Origin of the sequence: Bradyrhizobium sp. WSM2793, from assembly GCF_000379585.1 — a bacterium.
Lineage (GTDB): Bacteria > Pseudomonadota > Alphaproteobacteria > Rhizobiales > Xanthobacteraceae > Bradyrhizobium.
This window is the reverse complement of the sequence record NZ_KB902798.1, coordinates 38,552-58,165: the sequence shown is the minus strand read 5'-3', so window position 1 is coordinate 58,165 and position 19,614 is coordinate 38,552. Positions and strand designations below refer to the sequence as shown.

The following is a 19,614-nucleotide window of genomic DNA, read 5'->3' as shown; positions in this document are numbered from 1 at the left end:
CTTCTAACGGTGCTCGCAAATTTACGCACAAGCAATATCAGGGGCCTCGGCACCACGCTTACGTTTCATCTTGGGGCTGCCTCGGTCTAGGGGGCGAGCGTCAGCAATGCCGGCTCATAACAGGCCACGAGGATTCCCCACCGCGCCCTGCTTCCTGCCCTGGGCACCGATATGGTCGAGCAGCGCTCTTCAGGCGGCCGGCCCGAGTTCTACTTGACGAGTGATCGCCCACAGGAAGCCGACCATCTCGCGTGCAATGGCGGTGGTGACGATCACCTTGCGTTTGCCGGCCGCCAACAAGCGGCGATAGCGGGCGCACAGCCTGACCTGGGCCTTCCAGGCGATATCGCGGATAGCTTCAGGCAGGCGCTCGTTACGGTCATGGAGCTTGCGACTGACGCGGGCTTGCATGCGATAGGTCCATGCCCCCTCAATCAGAGCCCGCCTGGCCAGAGCGTTGCCAGCCTTGGTGATGCCGCCGCGTCGGATGGTTGCGCCGCTCGAATACTCCGACGGCACGAGGCCGAGAAAGGCCATCAACTGACGGGGGTTGTCAAAGCGAGAGAAGTCGCCAACCTCGGCAACCACCGTCGCGGCAACGATGAAGGCGACGCCGCGCATGGCCTGCACGGCCTCTACGAATGGCGTCATCGACCATTGTGGCGCCAGCTCCTCGATCCGCTTGGTCAAGCAGTCCACACGGGCCTCAGCGTTGGTCACGGCATGAATGTAGTCCTGCAGAACGATTTGGCTCGCCGGGTGATCGAAGCGCACCGTGGTGAGCCAGCGATGATAAGCCAGAGTCCATCCCCTCTTCCCGGCATAGATGCGCCCATGTCGCAGCAGGAAGCCTTGGAGATGTTGCCGCGCCTTGCCGAGCACACGCATCGCCGTGGTGCGGGCTCTCACCAAGTCGGGCATAGCCTCATGCGCAGCATCAGGAACCCACACGGCTGTCAGCTCGTCGCTCCGGTGCAGCTTGGCCAGCATCGCCGCATCGCGCCGGTCGGTTTTTACCCGATCCCCGGCTTTCATCGGGATCAGCGAGGGGGCCACCACGATGCAGTTGTGCCCCAGTTCCGTCAGTTGTCGATGCTGGCCATATCCGCAGGGGCCGGCTTCGTAACAAAAACTTACCTGCCGGTCACCCTTGCCAAGCTTCTTCGCCAGCTTGGCAATTTGATCGGCGCGATTATGGATGATCCCCAAGTTACGAACTTCCCCGCCGCGCATCGCTTCGGCCACTGCAACCGAAATCGTCGCCTTGTGCACATCCAGCCCCACGAAAATGCTATCGTTCATCAGGCCCGCTCCCCATGCTTGAGGCTCGGCGCCGGACCATCCGGCGCAACCCTCGATAGGAGCCTGCCGCGGGGCGGGCCGCCCGTCACCTCAAAGGGCAAACATACGGTCTAGCGGTGTCATGCCGTTCTTGATCATTGTGAGCCAGTATGACGGCTTTGACGCCCATTGGGCGTATCATTTGCACCGGCAACGCAGAGCGGCGTGGCAGGTTTCGTTCACCCATGCCACTCCATTCTCGCGCACAAAAGGCGGCACACTCGGCAGATCGAACTGCCGCAACATTTCCGAGAGCACGTGGGGCTTGAAGGCGCCATGAGCTTGGCCTGATCGCTCTGCGGCTATTCGCCAGTCACCGCCACGCGCTGGCGCTCTGCGAAGTATCGGTTGACGTGCTTTGGCAGACCGAGATTCCCTCGCAAGGTTGTGCTCTCGTATTCACTGCGGAAGCGGCCGCGTCGGCGCAGTTCGGGCAGTACAAGTTCGACGAAATCCACGATCCCGTGCGGTAGATGGGTCGGCGTGAGGTTGAAGCCATCGGCGGCCTCCTCGTCAATCCACGTCTCCAGGACGTCGGCGATATCCTCAGCCGTGCCAATCAGTACTGGGCCAGCACTGCCAACCGCCTGCCTCTGATAGAATTGGCGGACGGTCATATTCTCGTGTTGCGCAACCTTCCACATCTTGTAGGCGAGACTGCGAACGCGGGGGTTGACTGGTTCCGGCACCGGCCCGTCCAGCGGATAGCTGGATAGATCGCCGTACCAGTTGAACAGGCTGGCAAAACCTACGCGCGGATCGATGAGCTCCTGCAGCTGGTCGAATGTCGCCTGTGCCGCCGCGCGGGTGCGTCCGACGATCGTGGTGACCCCAACCATAACTTTCAGCAGCTCCGGTGCGCGGCCGTACTTGGCCATGCGCGCCTTCAGCCCAGCGTAGTAGGCCTTGGCATCGGCGAGATCCTCACCGGAGGCAAAGACGACGTCGGCGTTGGCTGCAGCAATCTCCTGGCCCTGCTCGTTAGCGCCGGCCTGCACCAGGATCGGCCGCCCCTGCGGAGTGCGCGGGGCGTTAAGCGGACCGCGCACGGAGAAAAACTTATCACGGTGATTAAGTATATGCAGCTTGGCTGGATCATAGAACTGACCTGAAACCTTGTCGTGGACGAAGGCATCATCTTCCCAGCTGTCCCACAGACCCGTGACGACATCGACGAACTCCTTCGCCCGATCGTAGCGGGTGTCATAGTCCAGATGCGTGTCGCGGCTGAAGTTCCAGGCCTCCTGCTCCGACCAGGAGGTGACGATATTCCAGCCGGCACGGCCGCCGCTGATCTTGTCGAGCGAGGCGTACTTCCGGGCGATGTGAAAAGGCTCGTTGTAAGTGGTGGAGGCGGTCGCAACTAGGCCGATATGGCTGGTCATCGGCGCCAGTGCGGCCAGCAGCGTCAGCGGTTCTAGCTCGACGTTCTGACTGGTGCGGGCGAGCGATCCCGGCGGATTATCGTCAGCCCGGATGCCGAGGCCGTCGGCGAAGAACAGCATGTCGAATTTGCCGCGCTCGGCGATGCGCGCGCTGTTGAGGAAGTACTTGAAATCTGTCGCGCCTCCCGCAGGGACCTCCGGATGCCGCCACGCCGCGGCGTGGTAGCCGAGGTATCGCATGGACAGTCCGAGTTTCATTTGGCTCTTGCTCATCGTGCAGTTTCCTTCAGTAAGTATAGCTGGCTTTTTCAAAGTGCTTGGGCACCAGATCGTGGTCTCAGGCGATCGGCTCAGATTGTGGCTCCAGGCCGGCGACGCCATAGCCGCTGGCAATTTCGTTGGCGATCAGCTCGCACTGCATTGCGTGGCTGATGGACTGAGATCTAGACGGCGGTCTCTGCCGGTGAACTTCACGTCGGCAGCCGCGCCAATGATGATTTGATCCGCTTCCTGCATTTTGTCTGCTCTGCGTCAGGTAACGTTAGGGGCGGCAGAGTGGAGCGTCAAAGAGCAAATCTTCGATGCCCTATCCAAGAAAGTTATAGGAAGCGGCTCCACGATGCCGCAACCCCGCGGCAGCCCAGCCTATCTCGTCGCGTAGGCAGACCGAAGGCGCTTCGTCACCTAGATACCGCTTGATGCAGGCCTGCCCACAGAATGACGAATCTTCGCCAGATCGAACTTTTCCGTGCTGTCATGGAAACAGGCTCGATCAGCCGGGCTGGTGAGTGGCTGTCAATTCCCACTGCGTCGGCTGATCCGAAATCTTGAATTCAGCGTCGAACTGGTGTTGGTCGAGCACTGAGCGCGGCATCACGCGACCTGAACGGGCTTTGTGCGATGCTGCTCACCGGGATAAGGCCGAGCTTGTTTCGGGATGTCCAAAAACACGAGTGAGCGGCTTTCGCTTATGGGCGCTGATCTTGCTGACGAATATTGGTGTCTTTCGTGCTGCGCTAAAGCCGCTGTCCATCGCCGGAACGTTCGAGACGCTGGGGTAAAGCCAAGGTCGTACATCTATGCCTTATCGGCCCGACTGTTCCCAATGTGCAGCTGCTGGTGTGCCGATTCGATCAATGACGAGGGCTACCGCCAGAATCCTCTGGTAAGGCGCGCTGGAAGACAAGGCGGGGCGAGCGGCTTCCTCAGCTCACCTCGAGAATCGCGAGCTGCAGCTTGTCGACCTGGTCTGGCCGAGAGTGTCTCAAAGTTTTTCGGCCAGGCCCACTGGCGGAGCTGCATGGCATATTTCTCTCGCGACGTCTTCATGCCGGCCGGTAAGCAGTGCGACGTCGCTCTGATCACGTCATGTACGATACGCCGACGGACGCCTTTAGTTTGTGCATCTCCCGATGCAACTCGGCAACAATCTCCAAGCCGCCCGACTGCGCCACATCGGCGGCACGCGCTGCGCGACCAAACGATATCTGAATTTATGACTGCTCAGGCAGTGCAACTGCCATCATCATTTGACCAGAGCAAGCCACTGAACAAGAATGCGAACGATTCTGGATGCTGTATCCGACATCCATGATCAGGATGTATGCCTCCTTGGGGCCGACGGGACCCGAGGTCGCACCGACCTCTCGATTCTTGTCGACCTCCTGTCAGAGGTTCGCGCGACCTGGAATGGGCTTCTGGCCGACCACTTTGAGATTGAAGCCTTCAAGGCCCACCATGCTCTTCTTGCTGTTCGTCAGCAGCACTAGCTCGCTGATCCCGAGATTGATTAGGATCTGCGCGCCCACTCCGTATTCGCGCAGTTCCTGGCCCGCCGGAGCTATCGGCTCGCCGGCGCGGCGGCGCTGCTCGGACAGTAGCAAGGTGAGCGGCTCGCGGATCAGCACGATGATGCCCCGGCCCAGCTCGGCGATATATTTCATCGAAGCCTCAATTTCGCCGCCGCGGCCACCGCTCCGCTGCCCCAGCGCGTCAGTGAACAGATTGACGGCATGCATGCGCACGGTGATCGGTCCCCCCACGGCGGGATCGCCCTTCACGAGAGCAACATGGTGCGCCTTGGTCACCTTGTTGAGATAGACGACGCACCGAAAGTCGCCGCCCCAAATGCTATCGAACGACGTCTCGCTGATGCGCCGAACGATCGAATCGTAGCGCCGACGGTAAGCGATCAGATCAGAGATGGTGCCGATCTTGAGATTGTGTTTCTGGGGCAAATGCAATCAGATCGTTGCGACGGGCCATTGTGCCGTCATCGTTCATAATCTCGCAGATCACGCCCGCCGGCGTGAGGCCGGCCAAGCGGGCGATGTCGACGGCGGCCTCGGTGTGGCCAGTTCGCTCGAGCACGCCACCCTCGCGCGCCACCAGCGGGAAGACGTGGCCGGGCGTCACAACGTCCTGTGGGCCGCACGAACGATCGATGGCGACGGCGACTGTACGGGCGCGGTCCGCGGCGGAAATGCCCGTCGTGACACCTTGGCGCGCCTCGATGGAAACGGTGAAGGCGGTCTCGTGGCGGGTGCTGTTGCTTGGCGACATCAGCGATAAGCCGAGTTGCTCGACGCGCTCGCGGGTGAGCGCGAGGCAGACCAGGCCGCGCGCATGTTTGGCCATGAAGTTGATGGCTTCCGCGGTTGCCCACCGGGCAGGAATAACCAGGTCGCCTTCGTTCTCCCGGTCTTCGTCGTCGACAAGGATGAACATCCGGCCCCTGCGGGCCTCCTCTATTATACCCTCGGGGGCCGCCTTCACCTCGCTGAAGGTGATGCGCCAAGCCTCCTTTTCGAGCGCATTCATGACCTACCTGCTCCATCTGTCAGCAAACGTAACGCCCGATGCTGATCGTCCCAGGGCTCGCGCGTCGATTGCGTCCCGCAATCAGCCGTCATAGGCCATGCACAGTTCGCGATGCTACGCCGGGCGAACAGGGCGAACAGGGCGATGCGGTTACCCTCGAAGACGCTGAGGCCAACAAATCGCGACAGCATTTTCGGTAGAGACATGAGCTTGGCCGATTTCAAATGAACGCTCTCCCGAAACGGAGCTCGCCCGGCTTCAGATTGTAGTGTAGCTTCCGGCGAAGCTTATCAACAGCAGCCTTGAGGCGTTCTGTACCCAATCAACAATTCGCCCCAAAAAAATGATGACGTCGTGGCGCTCGATCGCGTCTTCGACACGACAGTCGATGCTGCCGACGGCGCCAACGAGAATTGGCGCACCTGTCGCAAGAACCGTCCATTCGCCGGGCTTGAACCTGTCTGCGCCTTTCTCGTCACCTTGACCTCCGAACAAGCTCGCAAGATCGTCGCGCTCTTTCGGCAGGTAGTTGATTGCGAAATTGCCACTTTCGCTGATTGCGGAAAGTGCCGACGTCTTCCGACCGATCGACACCAGCATGGTAGGTGGGTTTGCCGTTACGTGCGTGGTAGACAAGGCCAGAAATCCTGCTGGCCCCTTCGATCCCTGCGCGGTCACGGCGGCTGCTCCGATCGCACGCATCCCAAGCAATCGCCAGAAGGTCTTCGTATCGATGTCTTTATCCATGCACGTCTCCAAATTCGTCATGGGTATTCCACAGCCAGCCTTTTAGGAGAATGCCCGGCCGCCTACATGCGGCGAACCATCAATCCCAGTTAGACGCTTCGAGCCGGCCACGGCGGCGCGCAGAGCTAAAGGAAGTCGAAGGTCCACTCAGGCTGGCTCTTCCAATCTCCGATACTGACCATTGCAATAGAGGAGACCTTGACCGTCTCGACACTGCATGGCCAGAACACGACCCACAAATACGTAGTGAGTTCCGTACAGAATATGAGTGGCCACCTCGCAATCCAAGCTGGCAAGTGCATCTGCTAGGACGGGTGCTCCAGACTTTAATTCATGCCAGCTAGCGCCACAGAACCGCTGTTCTGGCGCAAGCTTTGGTGTTGAGAAAAGGCTTGCGATCTCCTGCTGGTCTTGAGCCAAAACGTTGACCGCAAAGCAACGGCTCTGCAGAATGAGTTCTGCCGCCGATGCGTCTTTATTGACACAGACTAGAATCGATTGGGGGTCCATCGATAGCGAGCACATCGCCGTTGCAGTCAACCCATTCTTCTGTCCGCCACTGCGCGCGGTAATGATCACGACGGAAGAAGCAAGTTTCCGCATTACCGCGCGGAAGGAACTGTCCGCGGAAAAGCTACTGGCTGACAAAAATCCCTCCCGCGAGCTCAGTGAATGGCCGGCAGCACGACGCGATCGCCGAAGCGGCAGTCGCAGCCGACAAATATGCAAGCGATTGGATGGTACCTATCCACGTGAACGCGCCTGGCCGCCGTTGTCATCTTCCAGAGCCGCTTGCCCCAAGCAACGTCAGGAACTCCGCTGGAGCGACGTGTAAAGTGAGTTTTTTGTAACGGCGTTCGCCGCCATAATTCTTTCTGGCTTCCCGGACCAACATGCTCTTGCCCACACCGCATAGTCGGCCGGCAAGCGACGCGTCCACGCTCAGCCGTGGCGTCGCTCCGCGAGTTTCGGCCGCCGCGTTCCGGGAAGAGGGGGAGAGATCTTGCAATTGTCCAGCTCCTGTCCATTTTGTTTGCTTGCGCGTTGCGCTCGCAGTTAGAAGTAATGATATTGTTGGGGCTTAAGACAGCGAAGATCACCTACCATTGCAGCAATTCTGCAAAACATGCGGCGCTTTGTACCGATTTCGTCGCCCGAAACTCGGCATGACACACGCAAGGGATTGGAAGGTCCATAGATGCACAGTCATGCCCTTGTGACAGAGCCAGAGATGCCCACCTTTATCCTGGCCGTACGCGAACAATCGAACTGATACGCGTCGCCCGGCGCGAAGCTCAGAGCGCATAGGGATCCCGTTGCAGCGCTGCCAGTCGTGCATAGCGCCCCACCGCGTCTTAGCCGCCATAATAGCGGGCGGCGGGGAGGATCTCGCTGAGCCGCCCTAGGGCCAGTTGCTTGCGCGCCAGTTTCGCCGCGTTTAACGCCAGCTTCGCGCGAGTTCGTATTGCCTTGACCCAGCTTCGGACCACTGACAACGACTTGAATCAGCAAGCTCGCGCAATAGCAGGCCCACCAATACTTTCGCGCTATGGGGCGTCGCACTCGGCTGGGCGCTCGGCGGCATCATCGCGCGTCCATCGGATCTCGGCCGGCCGAGCTCGGCACCCGCGAGCTGCACCGGCGCCGCGCCAGGGCACTCCGCTCACTGCAGGATCCAAGCGTTCCACATTGCATTGTTTTTCTCAACATTGCTCTTTCCTGAGCCGTCGGTCTGGGCCCACCAACCGGGAGCCAAGTAGATCGCATGCGCCAAATTCTCCGCATAGGTGGGCGCCAGTTTCGCCCGCTCCGTGAGATCAAAGGCGCGCTTGTTGAGAGGACCTACCGCCTGCAACTTGGCCATGCCAGCTTGGCTTTCGGGTCGGGACGCGAACTCGATGAACGTTATGGCATTCTTGTAGTTCGTCGTCCCTTTCAGGATGGTCCAGTAGTCGTTCAGCAGGAGCGCCTGGTTCCACACGTAATCGACGGGCGCCCCCTGCTCCTTGGCTTGCTGGATACGACCCATGGGCGCCGCTCCGATGAACGCTTCGCCGGAGATCAACGCCTCAGGCCCCATCGCCCCCGTCGTCGTCCATTTGACAACGTTCGGTTTCAGTTGCGCGAGGGAATCGTAGGCGCGCTTTAGATCGATCGGATAGAGCTTATCAGACGACACGCCCTGGGCGAGAAGCGCGGCCTCAATGGTCGCAAGCACGCGGCCTTCCCCAGCATCGAGGATTCGCGGACCGGGAAACTTCTTGACGTCCCATACATCAGCCCAGCTCTTCGGCCCGTTCTCTCGAGAGTAATGCTTTGTGTTGAAGGAAATAACTTTAGCATAGACGAAAGTGCCGACCCCGTAAGGAGTTACTTTATCCTTCGGAAAGTCGGTGAAGGTCTTCTTGTCGACTGAATCATAATCAATCTTTTCGAGCACGCCCTCCCTCGAGAGGACGAAATAATTGTTCGACGTCAGCATGACGACGTCGCATCCGGGATTTCCGGTGTTAACCATCGCCCGCAACTTCGCCAGCGGCTGCTCGACCGTCTCGATGACCTTGATGCCAGTCGCCTTCTCAAACGGCCTGAAAATTGATTCGCGCAGCGCGTCCTGAAAGGTGCCACCGCTTGCAGACACGCAAACTTGCGCTTGATCCTGAGCCCGGCCAGGCGCGCCGGACACCAACGCAGCCAATCCCACTCCAAATGAAAGCAGCAGCTTAGCCCGCATTCACGCCTCCTTTTCCCTTGTTTTCGCCTGGCCCGCAACTCCGCTAGTGATGATTCTCGCGATGCAGGAAAAGCTCGTTCAGCCATGGCGAGCGCCAAATTGATATCCGCGGTACTCGCAACAAGCGACATCTGGGGCCCAGCGGCGGGATCGACAACAACTTCTCACTGCTTGTAGTCCAGCGGCAGTCGGCCGCTGCGGTCCTCGCGACAAAATCGCGGCTATGCCAGCCTCGCCGGCACTCCTAGCAAAACCTACTAAATGCGGATGTTTGTGCCGAACCATTGAGAGTCCCAAGCGTCATTTGTTCCGTCACGAATTTAGGGTACTAATGCCTCAGACAGATTTGCATCGCATTTCGCCGTCTTCTGTTGATTTCCTGCGTCGTACACTCTCTTTGCGACGAAATGCGCACGGATTCACGTATCCAATACGACCGAATAGACGCCCGCATCCTCGAGATCGTGCAAAAAGAATAACCGCCTAACTTCTGAAGAGATCGGAGAGCTCACGGGGCTTTCTACGGCGTGCCAGCGAAGACTGAAGCGGCTCCGTTCGGAAGGCATCGTCGAGGTCGACGTCTCTATCGTTTCGGCGGAGGCGGTAGGAAGACCTATTCATATGCTTGTGCTAGTGACTCTGGAACGCGAGCGCTCGGATATAGTTGATAACTTCAAGAAGGCATTGCTCGCGGATTATGAGCAGTTTACTGGGCGATTCTTCTATGAGAACGCGGACATCAAACGATTTAAGACAATGGTCGTGATAGACCGCGCAAAAGCGACTTTGCGATTCCATTAGAAATTCCGCAAGATTGACGCGACGCGAGCCGATGTCTCACGCCGTCGATCTGCACTTTCTCGCTCTTTTTCATCGTTTACTCGCATAGAACGACGAAACTCGGCACCGTCGCTCTTCTACTTTCTGGCTCTATCAGAGTCGCACTGGTATTCCGAAGGAAATTAAGGCCCTCGATAATCCGAACTCACTCGCGAACTAGTCCCCGGACACGGTTTGGTCGTCAGGCGCAGCTGTCGCGCACGAACGGCTTAGGCCTACGAACCCCGAGGACGCCATTGCAGCGTGATTTCGGCTTCAGACATTGCGCGTCGTAACCACTTCGCAAACAGCGAACAGGAATGGCTAAAGTAGGCCGCGAAGCCGATAGTTTCAGGAGAAGAGGAAATCCTGGGCGAGGCTTACTGCGGCGCTAAGACCGAATGACGTCTATCCACTGCTATCAGACTGGTCATCCTATCCGACCCGAGCGTCGCGCGTCCAATATTGCGAACGCAAGACTAAAGATGGAAAGGTCTTGAATCAGAGCTGTACTTCATACCCGAGTTACTCGATCACGAACTTTACCCATCCGCTCGACGAGACCATTGAAAGCACAGGAACTTGAGCCTTCAAGAGCTTCAGATGAGGTTCAGCCTGACCAAATACAATCTCGCCTCCGGCAAGCGTGACTTTGATGCAATGTTCACCGGATACAGCAGGAATTTCGCAGTCGAGACCATGGTCGAGCCGGAAGTGCCCTACCTGAGCGCGGTGAACTCCGCTCAGGGGCGGGACATCCTCGTATCCCATCCCGACAATGGCGCTGCTATTTCGACGAAGCTGACAAGGCTGCGTGCGAAAGGCCTCACGCTCACTTTCACCAGGGAGACAGGCAGATTGTCGCGCGCGAGTGACAAGTACCAGTTCCCAGGAGCACCTCAGGGCGTTAGCGGACCTCCTGAGGCTTTCGGACCCAAATTGCGCGAAGTAGAGGCGGTTGGAAAAGCACCTGCCCCCTTGTTAGCAGCACACTTTTCCGGACCAGCACTGAGTCCGGTGTCAACTCGATTATTGCAAGCGAGGTAAGAGCCGGGATGACTGATCTGCCCAAAGCCCAGACGTTCAGGGTTGATGGCATCACCGCGCCGCTGCGCTATGCAGCCTTCCGACATATCTGGCTGGCAAGCCTGTTGTCCAATCTTGGCATCCTGATACGGAACGTCGGTGCGGCGTGGGCCATGACGGAAATGACGTCGTCGGCTGACAAGGTCGCGCTGGTGCAGACCGCCTTTATGGTTCCGGTAATGTTGATCTCTTTGCTCGCGGGCGCTATTGCCGATATGTATGATCGCCGGCTCGTGGCGCTGGCTGCACTCTGTATCGCGCTTTGCGGCACGACCGCGCTGACTGCGCTCGAGTGGCTGCGTCTCACCACGCCGGATCTGTTGCTTGCACTTTGCTTTCTGGTCGGCAGCGGCGCAGCGCTGATGGGGCCCGCCTGGCAGTCCTCTGTCAGCGAGCAGGTTCCGGCCGAGGCGCTGCCGGCGGCGGTTGCGCTCAACGCCATCAGCTTCAACATCGCACGCAGTTTCGGACCCGCGATCGGTGGCATTGTGGTTGCTATCGCGGGTGCAGTCGCGGCGTTTGCACTTAACGCCGTGCTCTACGTTCCGCTCGTAGTGGCGCTCTTCCTCTGGAAGCGTGTGGCGGAGCCGTCGCGGTTGCCGCGCGAACACCTGACCCGCGCCATTGTTTCGGGGGTGCGCTATATCACGAATTCGCCGTCGATCAAGGTCGTGCTGACTCGCGCCATGGCAACCGGCGCGATCGGAGGCTCGATCTCGGCGCTCCTGCCGCTGGTAGCGCGCGATCTATTGCACGGTGGTGCGCAGACCTACGGGATCATGCTCGGCGCCTTTGGTCTTGGCGCTGTCATCGGCGCACTCTGTATCGGCGAGATGCGCAAGCACATGAGCGGCGAAGCCGCTGTGCGCGCCTGCACGCTCGCCATGGGCGGCGCGACCGCGGCCGTAGCGATGAGCCGTGAGCCAATTCTGACCGCAACCGCACTGGTTCTGGCCGGCGCGATGTGGATGATGGTGTTTACGTTGTTTGATATCGGCGTGCAGCTCTCCGCGCCTCGCTGGGTCGCAGGCCGATCGCTTGCGGTCTATCAGGCTTCGTACTCTGGGGGCATTGGGATCGGGAGCTGGGGCTGGGGCCGCCTCACCGATGCTGCTGGCGTCGAGATAGCGCTGCTTGTCTCCGCCACGCTGATGTTGCTCTCGGCGTTGCTTGGGCTCTGGCTTAGGATGCCGCGCATTAACGCGCGCAGCGAGGACGGCGAGGCACTCGCCGATCCCGAGGTGCGTCTCCCGCTCACCCACCGCAGCGGACCGCTAGTGGTGGAGATCGAATATCGCGTCGCTCCGGATAATGCGCGCAACTTTCACAATGTGATGCAAGGCGTACAGCTGTTTCGCCAGCGTAACGGGGCCTATGGCTGGTCAATTGCGCGCGATGTCGCCGATCCCGAGCTGTGGACGGAGCGCTATCACTGCCCGACATGGCTGGATTATTTGCGCCAACGCAACCGCTCGACGCAGTTGGAGCGCGCGCTGGATCAACAAGCTATGGCTTTCCATATCGGCCCTGAGCCCGTCCGCATCCGACGCATGCTGGAGCGCCCGTTCGGATCGGTGCGCTGGAAAGAAGACGTGCCCGACCGCGCGGCTGATGAACTCCTGGCGGTTGATTGCGAGCGCGGTAAATAGTGATGTCGCCAGAAGACCTCTTGGAGTGGATCCGTGGATCGACAATCTTCGTCGGCGGACGGCCAGGTCGCGGGGCGAAGACGTGCATATTGTCGCCCATTCCCGTTTTTTTCACAGCAACATCCGCTCGTGCGGCTGCAGCTCTGTTGGAAGGCATCGCCTCATCGATCTCGGCCAGCAGAGGAATCGAGCGTCTATCTGCGGCCGCGATGCTCTCCCGGAATACGCGCTGCCGGGGCGGTTTTGGCCCGTCATCTGAGTCGTCAGCTATGGCCCGCATTGCTTCGGTTGTGCGAAAGATCCCGCAATTATCGACCAAAGCGCGACAGTCCTCGCGCAGCCGGTTTATCGCCAGGCGTGCTCCCACAAGCTGATCGGCAATACACAAATCGCGGTAGCTCAGGTCGTAATAGGAGCCGTTCGGGCCGTGCGGTTAGATGCGACTGAGGTCGCGCGGACGTAACGGATGATCATCTCCGGATGTGAGATCAAGGTGCTGAGCACGTCGGCCAAATATGGAATCGGGTGCAGCGCCTTACGCCGGATCATGTGACGTGTAATCGGAGCAAGTCGATCAGTGGTCGCCTGAGGGCGCAATGATTGCGGCAAGGCGCGCGCGGCAGAGTCGCGATAGGCGAGCCCTGAGAATGCAAGGCTTGGCCGCGTGAAACCTCCACACGCCGGAGGACTTGCGCAGAATTTCGGAGATAAGGGCGCTAATACGGGAGTTTCTCGCTTTATGGCCTGCTAAACTCTTGCACCCTGCGGTGCGCGCTGAGCGGGCGGAAGAGGCGTCTAGTTAGACCCCAGGTTCGCTTTGACCTCAAGGCGGAGATGTCGCGGTTGGTTACAGTGGGGAGCTGGATGGTACGGTAGCCAATCGGCGCAGCTACACCGTGCCACGCACAATTGGAAGTCTGAACCTCCTCCGAATTAACGGACACCTAGTAGGCTCGAAGAGCCAGGAGGTGACGGATGGAAGGACGTCAACGTCGGTTGTTTACGGACGACTACAAGCGGCAAGCGGTTCATCTCGTAGCGTCGAGCGGGCGCTCGATCGGTTCTGTGGCCAAGGAACTCGGTCTGGCGATTCCGTGCTGCGGCGGCGGGTGGAGCACAGCGAGGGGGCCCCGGGCAGTCACCTCTGACTGCTAGACGTTGGGCGGGAAGGTAGGAAGCACCGAGCGGTGTGCATCCGCCATAGCCGATGTTAGCGCATCCGTTCCTCGCAACGATCTCGTGTCAAACTCCTCGAATTCTCGTTGGGCCAGTTGTAACGCCTCTTCTTCAGGAGGCATGGCAATCTGGTGAACTTCGATCCCAGATGATTTAATATTTCAACAATAGCCGTAGACGATGCCTGGGACCGAGGGTCCCAAGCATCGATTGGCTACTTCTGTCGGGCAGACGGCTCGCCGAAAAACTGGTTCGACGGCTTGGACAGGCCGAGATTTTCGCGGAGGGTCGCACCTTCGTACTCGCTGCGGAATACGCCACGGCGGCGGAGTTCGGGCACAAGTTTGCTCAGGTGCTCGTACGCGGACCCTGGCAGATAGGCCGCTAGAAGATTCCAGCCATCGCAGGCTCCTGTCTCGAACCATTCCTGCATGGCGTCGGCAACGGTTTCCACAGTTCCGCCTATCATCAAATGGCCGGCAGACATGGTAATCGACTCATAAACTTGGCGGATGGTCATCGGTGTTTCCCTCAGGCGCCGCTCCCACTGCTCGCGGGCACTCTTTACGCCGTTGGCAGGCGGAAGGGGCAGCGGCATGTAGTCGTCAGGCTCGTAGGCGCTGAGATCGCCGAAGATGTCAGCTATGTACTGCATGCCAACCCGGGGATGGACGGCTGCATTGAGAAGGGCGATCTCCTCATCAGCTTGTTCCCGCGTATCGCCAAGAATGGGCATGATGCCAGGCATGATGAAGACCTTGTCTGGGTTGCGGCCGGCACCGCCGATGCGCGACTTCATGTCGGAATAAAATTCCCGCGCGATTCTGACGTCCTTCTGCCCGGTGTAAATAATGTCGGCCGTTGCCGCACCCAGCTCGCGGCCTGGGCCTGAGCCTCCGGCCTGCGCAATGACAGGGTACCCCTGCGGAGGCCGCTCGATGTTCAGCGGACCACGCACCTTGTAGAACTCACCGCTATGGTTGAGAATGCGAAGGCGTTCAGGATGGAAATAGCGCCCTTCCTCCTTGTCGCGGACAAAGGCATCGTCTGCCCAGCTATCCCAGAGTCCTTTGACCAGCCCGACAAATTCCGCCGCGCGCTTGTAGCGCTCGGAATGCTCCACCAGCATGTCCTTGCCAAAGTTCATCGCCTCTTCTTCGCTCCAGCCGGTCACCACGTTCCAGCCGGCGCGACCATGGCTGATGTGGTCTAGCGAAGCGAACTTGCGGGCAAGCACATAAGGCGCATTATAAGTGGTGGCGGCGGTGCAGATGAGGCCAATGTGTTTTGTAACGGCTGCAAGTGCCGACAAGAGCGTCAACGGCTCGAACCGGTCGATATGACCGTGATAGCTCAACTCCTCAGCGTTCTTGTGGCGAATGCGAACGGCAGCTCCGTCTGCGACAAACATGAAATGTAGCTTCTGCTCCTCCGCTGCCCTGACCACGTTCGCATATGCTTCGAAGTTATTTGCAACAGCGGGATCCGCCTTGGGATGGCGCCAGCCAGAGTTGTGGCCGCCGTTGCTCACCAAGTTGATCCCCAGCTTCATCATCCTCTTATGTTTTGACACCTTGATCGTCTCCTATGGTAGCAGGCCTTCGCCTGTCATCTGCTCGAAGCACCCCTCTCCGGGGACCGCGCAAACCGAGCGCAGACGGAAAATGAAACTCCGCGGAAACGCCAGCTGAATAGGCTGCAAAGCCGCGCCAGCGCTGTCCTTCGAAAAGCGCTCCATAATGATCGTGCTTTGGAGGCCGAAGATTGAGAACCCATCTGATGGCCGCAGGGGGGTTAGAAGCACGGCGGCTCGTTACGGCATCCTGGATCGGCAAATGGTCGATGCCCCCTCGCAAGTCGACCGGAACTGTCCATCGGATTTCACTGGCCCTGCGCGGAAATCGACTACTAAAAAATAAACTAGCAGCGGGTTATCGACGAAGCACAACGTTTCTTTGTCGCTTCACGCAGGTAAACGACATAAATTCGTGATTTTTGCACGTTTCCTAAAAGCTTAGCGGCAGCTCGGGAGGAGATCCCTCGCGCTGTCATGCCGTCCTTGAGCCCCTATGACGGCTTTGACTCCATTGGGCAGTCATCCGCACGAGTAAGGCAGAGGAGCGCGGTAAGTTTCCTTGACCCGCGCCACTCTCCAAAACTTCTCAACAGAAAATGAAGCACACTAGCACATCGAACTGGCGCAGCATTTCCAAGAGCACGTGGGGCTTGCCCGCACCTCCACGACCTGGCCTGAGAACTCCGCGGCTATTCGCCGGCTAGCGGCGAGCGCTGGCGCTCTGCGAGGTAACAGTTGACGTGCTTCGGCCGACCTAGATTCCCTCGCAAAGTTGTGCTCTCGTATTCACTGCGAAACCGGCCGCGACGGCGCAGTTCGGGCACGACCAGTTCAACCAAATCCTGGATTCGGTGTTGAAGCCGTCGGCGGCCTCCTCGTCGATCCACGTCTCCATGATGTCGGCGATATCCTCGGCCGTGCCCTTCAGCAATGGGCCGGTAGCGGCGGCCAGCTGCCTTCACGGATGGTCATATTCTCGCTTTGGGCGCGGTTCCACATCTTGTAGGCGAGACTGCACACGCGTGGGCTGATCGGCTCCGGCACTCGCCCGTCCAGCGGATGGCTAGACAGATCGCTGTACCAGTTGAACAGGTTCGCAAAGCCTACACGCGTATCGATGAGTTCTTGCAGCTGCTCGAACTTCGCCTCTTCCTCCGCCCGGGTGCGGTCGTTTCGCTCCCACTCAACACGTCAACACTGAAGCAACTTCGGGATGTCGCCACCAGGGGTACTGCGGCTAGCTTGCTCATGGATGTTTGCCTGCCACCAGCCACCATGTTTGCCAGCCTGGTGATCCTTCTGCTGGGCCAAACGACAAAACCAGCTGCCGCGGGGTTGACGCATCGAGAGCACGATTCCCATAACTTTCACGGATAGCATACCGAAGATTTGTTCTTTGACTCTCTTCACTGCCGCTGGTAGCCGCACTTTGATAAAGGCCGGCTAACCTATTGAAGGAGACTACACGATGCGCAAGGGTCAAGCGAACCTCGGACCGTCCATTTCAAGCGGAAACACCCCCGAAATCGAAGCGACGCAATGGCAGACGCGCATCGATCTCGCAGCCGCTCACCGTCTCGCGGTAATGCACGGCTTGAATGAGGGCATCTTCAACCACTTCACCACCCGCGTGCCCGGCCACAGTGACCTCTACTATCAGATGCCTTTCGGACTCCACTGGTCGGAAGTCACCGCAAGCTGTTTCATGGAGGTCGGATACGATGGTACGCTGCACGTCGGCGATGGCGTTATCGAACCCTCCTGCTATTGCATTCACGCCCCTATCCATAAATTGGTCCCGCACGCCGACACGGTGCTCCACTCTCATATGCCATTCACTAGTGCGCTGGCGCGTTTGGATGATCAGAGTTTTCTCCCAATTGGCGGGACAGAGCTTAGAATGATGACGCGCACCGCATACGACAACGGGTACCATAGCACGGCCTTCTCGGCAGACGAAGGCGTACGTCTTGCGAACCTAATTGGCGATAAAGAAATTCTCGTGATGGCAAACCATGGCGTCAGTATCGTGGCGGCTTCTGTGGCCAAAGCCTACGACCTGCTTTACTATGCTGAAAGGGCGGCGCAGGTGCAGCTCTACGCAATCTGGACAGGTCGGCCGCTCAAAGTTATGCCCGAGCAAGTAATTCAAAGATCGTCGGCCGAGTACGGCAAGGGGGACATCTACGGCGGGCGCAAGTCGTACGACTGGCACTTCGATGCGCTCAAGCGGATCCTGGATAAGCGAGAGCCTGACTATAAAACCTGAACCGTCGCGCGGCGCTGGGAAGGCGCGGTCTAACCACATTTGGGCAAATGGGCGGAGCACGCAGAAACATCCGTGCCCTCGCACGGAGACCGCAAATCTCCAAAACCGATCAGGGCCCGCGGCGCAACAGCACCCCTGCGCTTCGCCAATCGCCAACACAGCACAACCTCGCTCTTGGCTTAATCAATCGGTAGTGTGAGAAATGCGGGCTAGCGCGCAAGGCGGCCAGCGGACTTCGTCGGTATCTGGCGAGCAAAGGAGACGAGCCCCACGACCTGCTCAGGCTTCACGAAGGGCGGCCAAGGCAACGGCGATAACGTTGACCAAAGCCTCAATTGATCTGGCGGCCGCCTTTCGAAGGGCGGCCTTGACATTGGCGAAGGCCATTTCGACTGATTGAGGTCGGGCGAATAAGGCGGCCGATAGAGGAGCCGGGCGACCGCCGCATCGATTGCGACGCCGACTTTGCCCGCTTGTGTGCTGCGAGATTGTCCATCACTACGATGTCGCCTGGCCTGAGTGTCGGCACGAGGGCTTGCGTCACGTAAGCCTCGAACGCCGAACCATCCATGGGGCCATCGAGGACGATCAGCGCCGTAATGCCGGTCGCCCTGCGCGCGCCGACGGAGCTCCCCATGTTGCAATGATCATGCGGGAGCACTGCAACATAGCGCTAGCCGTACGGCGAACGGACATAGAGCCGCGCCATCTTGGTCGAGGCTCCGGTCTCGTCGATGAACACCAACCGGTGGATGTCGATCTCAGGCTGGGATGCCTTCCACGCCGCGCGTTCAGCGGCCACTCCGGGCGATCCTGCTCGCTGGCATGCGATGTTTCTTTGAATGTGATGTTTCGGCGATCGAAGAACCGCCAGACTACGCTCGGCACGAAACGCTCGCCATGGACTTTGAAGAGATGATCGGCGATCTCGGCCAGCGTCATGTCAGGGGTAGCCTCGACCAGGGAGAGGATCTCTGCAGCATGCCCCTCGATCTGAGCTGAACGCCGGTCGCCACCCTGCGCTCCCGCCTCACAGGCGCCGGTGCTCCGCCGCTCACTGACCAGTCGATCGCTTTCGACCGCGCAACGCCGAACCGGCCGGCGACGCCCCGACAGCTCATGCCCTTATCTTCCACGAGCCGAACAAAAGGCGAAGGTCCGGCGAGAGGGGTTTAGCCGTGGGGGCTGGGGTCCATCACCAGCCCTCAGGGTGAATCACGATTTGCCCTGGAAGGGAATCTTGAGGGTTTTTGCGAGGTCGCGTGGCAGGCGCGAGCCGCGCGCTCTTTCAGGCATGCGACCGCATAGAAGCCGGATTGAACGAAGCTGCGGAGTTGTGGGCTTTATGGGAATAGTGCAGCAGGGACGGCTGCTGGGAAGGCGCGCCTGTGATCGCCGCACGTTGGCTAGATTCAGCGGATGTGAGTGACCGCATTGATGGGGCCAAGAGCGCGATGCAGCGAGCGAGTGATGTGCTGCGCTCGGATGCGCGACCGACGACTGGCAGGCTGTTTGGGATCTCGCAAGGCGCCGTTCTCCAGAAGATGGGTCACAAAACTTGGCCGCAGCGTGTGCACCGTCACGTGCTTGCTCAGGCTAGCTGTGCGGTGCGAGCTGAGCGGCAGGTCGCCGCAGCACGGTGGGCTACAGCGGCCGCTCGCCATGCGACCAGGAAATAGCCAGCGCGTTGGTCGGGTCAAGCGCCAATAGGCCCGCAGAATGCTCAGAAGCTGTGGCGAGAGCATGACGTAACGGTGCCTGTCGCCTTTACCCTGCTCGACCCGGATCACCATCCGCTGTCTGTCGATATCCGCGATCTTGAGGAAAACGACTTCCGATACCCGTAATCCGGCGGCATAGACCGTCGTCAACGCAATCCGGCTCTTCAGGTTCGGGATCGCCTCCACAAAGCTCCGGCGCTTCCTCCATGACCGCGTACCCCTCTCACCAACGATCGCTGCCGAGAGAGGGGCACGTAACTGGACGTCAGAGCGCCTAGAGCGGGATCGCGA

Annotated in this window: 10 protein-coding genes and 3 pseudogenes; 4 read left to right on the top strand and 9 right to left on the bottom strand. The window is 59.4% G+C overall.

All coding sequences use genetic code 11. The annotated features are described in order from the left end of the window. Positions 1-189: 189 nt before the first annotated feature. The 6 genes and pseudogenes from A3AS_RS0128380 to A3AS_RS0128340 form a co-directional block, all read right to left on the bottom strand. Complete coding sequence (locus A3AS_RS0128380; RefSeq protein WP_018320894.1) at positions 190-1,302, bottom strand: IS110 family transposase; 1,113 nt, start codon at positions 1,300-1,302, stop codon at positions 190-192. Between the two features lie 341 nt (positions 1,303-1,643). After that, a complete protein-coding gene (locus tag A3AS_RS43940) occupies positions 1,644-2,999 on the bottom strand; it encodes an LLM class flavin-dependent oxidoreductase (protein ID WP_018320893.1) in 1,356 nt (451 codons plus the stop codon). A gap of 1,394 nt (positions 3,000-4,393) precedes the next feature. Next, positions 4,394-5,546 (bottom strand): annotated as a pseudogene (gene ribB, locus A3AS_RS0128355) (3,4-dihydroxy-2-butanone-4-phosphate synthase). Between the two features lie 258 nt (positions 5,547-5,804). Further along, entirely contained in the window at positions 5,805-6,293 is a 489-nt protein-coding gene (locus A3AS_RS0128350; protein ID WP_157644410.1) for a flavin reductase family protein, read from the bottom strand. Between the two features lie 147 nt (positions 6,294-6,440). Continuing rightward, complete coding sequence (locus A3AS_RS45670) at positions 6,441-6,941, bottom strand: flavin reductase family protein (protein ID WP_157644409.1); 501 nt, start codon at positions 6,939-6,941, stop codon at positions 6,441-6,443. Positions 6,942-7,956: 1,015 nt separating this feature from the next. Beyond that, positions 7,957-9,027 carry an ABC transporter substrate-binding protein gene (locus tag A3AS_RS0128340; protein WP_245283298.1) on the bottom strand — a complete coding sequence of 357 codons (1,071 nt, stop codon included), beginning with the start codon at positions 9,025-9,027 and terminating at the stop codon, positions 7,957-7,959. A gap of 425 nt (positions 9,028-9,452) precedes the next feature. Between A3AS_RS0128340 and A3AS_RS0128335 the strand changes: the two are divergent. The 3 genes and pseudogenes from A3AS_RS0128335 (at position 9,453) to A3AS_RS0128325 (ending at position 12,581) form a co-directional block, all read left to right on the top strand. Then, positions 9,453-9,845 (top strand): annotated as a pseudogene (locus A3AS_RS0128335) (Lrp/AsnC family transcriptional regulator). Positions 9,846-10,449: 604 nt separating this feature from the next. Then, the gene (locus A3AS_RS47695; RefSeq protein ID WP_157644408.1) at positions 10,450-10,893 is read left to right on the top strand and encodes a hypothetical protein; all 444 of its coding nucleotides are present in this window, start codon (positions 10,450-10,452) and stop codon (positions 10,891-10,893) included. 8 nt (positions 10,894-10,901) lie between these two features. Continuing rightward, a complete protein-coding gene (locus A3AS_RS0128325; protein WP_026202455.1) occupies positions 10,902-12,581 on the top strand; it encodes an MFS transporter in 1,680 nt (559 codons plus the stop codon). Positions 12,582-13,971: 1,390 nt separating this feature from the next. Here A3AS_RS0128325 and A3AS_RS0128320 read toward each other — a convergent pair. Next, the gene (locus A3AS_RS0128320; RefSeq protein ID WP_026202454.1) at positions 13,972-15,330 is read right to left on the bottom strand and encodes an LLM class flavin-dependent oxidoreductase; all 1,359 of its coding nucleotides are present in this window, start codon (positions 15,328-15,330) and stop codon (positions 13,972-13,974) included. A gap of 1,471 nt (positions 15,331-16,801) precedes the next feature. On the opposite strand from A3AS_RS0128320, the gene A3AS_RS0128300 reads away from it, so the two are divergent. Continuing rightward, positions 16,802-17,602, top strand: coding sequence for a class II aldolase/adducin family protein (locus tag A3AS_RS0128300; protein ID WP_018320882.1), 801 nt, complete (start codon positions 16,802-16,804; stop codon positions 17,600-17,602). 279 nt (positions 17,603-17,881) lie between these two features. On the opposite strand, the pseudogene A3AS_RS50150 reads toward A3AS_RS0128300, so the two are convergent. Next, a pseudogene (locus A3AS_RS50150) lies at positions 17,882-18,723 on the bottom strand (IS630 family transposase). A gap of 291 nt (positions 18,724-19,014) precedes the next feature. Further along, positions 19,015-19,509, bottom strand: coding sequence for a tyrosine-type recombinase/integrase (locus tag A3AS_RS43930; RefSeq protein ID WP_245283297.1), 495 nt, complete (start codon positions 19,507-19,509; stop codon positions 19,015-19,017). Positions 19,510-19,614: the final 105 nt, after the last annotated feature.

Coding starts and splice junctions, on each gene's coding strand:
- A3AS_RS0128380 (WP_018320894.1), bottom strand. CDS start 1,302: ATGAACGATAGCATTTTCGTGGGGCTGGATGTGCACAAGGCGACGATT.
- A3AS_RS43940 (WP_018320893.1), bottom strand. CDS start 2,999: ATGAGCAAGAGCCAAATGAAACTCGGACTGTCCATGCGATACCTCGGC.
- A3AS_RS0128350 (WP_157644410.1), bottom strand. CDS start 6,293: ATGGATAAAGACATCGATACGAAGACCTTCTGGCGATTGCTTGGGATG.
- A3AS_RS0128340 (WP_245283298.1), bottom strand. CDS start 9,027: ATGCGGGCTAAGCTGCTGCTTTCATTTGGAGTGGGATTGGCTGCGTTG.
- A3AS_RS47695 (WP_157644408.1), top strand. CDS start 10,450: ATGAGGTTCAGCCTGACCAAATACAATCTCGCCTCCGGCAAGCGTGAC.
- A3AS_RS0128325 (WP_026202455.1), top strand. CDS start 10,902: ATGACTGATCTGCCCAAAGCCCAGACGTTCAGGGTTGATGGCATCACC.
- A3AS_RS0128300 (WP_018320882.1), top strand. CDS start 16,802: ATGCGCAAGGGTCAAGCGAACCTCGGACCGTCCATTTCAAGCGGAAAC.